This is a genomic window from Pseudomonas sp. HY2-MNA-CIBAN-0224 (assembly GCF_040310285.1).
GTDB classification, from domain to species: domain Bacteria; phylum Pseudomonadota; class Gammaproteobacteria; order Pseudomonadales; family Pseudomonadaceae; genus Aquipseudomonas; species Aquipseudomonas helleri.
The window spans coordinates 1-323 of record NZ_JBEOPQ010000308.1 but is presented as its reverse complement, the minus strand read 5'-3'; the positions used below and the strand labels follow the sequence as shown (position 1 = coordinate 323).

General features: G+C 40.9%; 1 protein-coding gene. It reads right to left on the bottom strand.

What is annotated here, in order from left to right:
• Nucleotides 1–219: hypothetical protein (locus AAEZ03_RS26520; RefSeq protein WP_350582746.1), on the bottom strand; the 219-nt coding region annotated here is incomplete at its 3' end.
• Nucleotides 220–323: the final 104 nt, after the last annotated feature.

Below are 323 nucleotides of genomic sequence, written 5' to 3'. Positions count from 1 at the left end.
CACCTTCGGTAGATTATTTTTAATGGCGCTACCATTTTGATCTGCACTGTTTTTATCCGTACTATCTTGAACAGCCTTTGTTTTTACGGGGCTGGCAGTCTTCTGCTGGTTTATGTTATTAACTACGGTAATTGACTGCCCGTTATCTTCAATCGTTACTTTATACAATCGGCTGCTTTCAACGAGTTTAACCACCCGCGCCACTTGTTCTATATCCATCATAAACTCCTTAACTGATACCAAGATATTGAGCGATAGTCATCACGCTTAGAATACTCATCGCAATAGCAATCAACCAACCAAAGACAGCGATCCAAATAGGG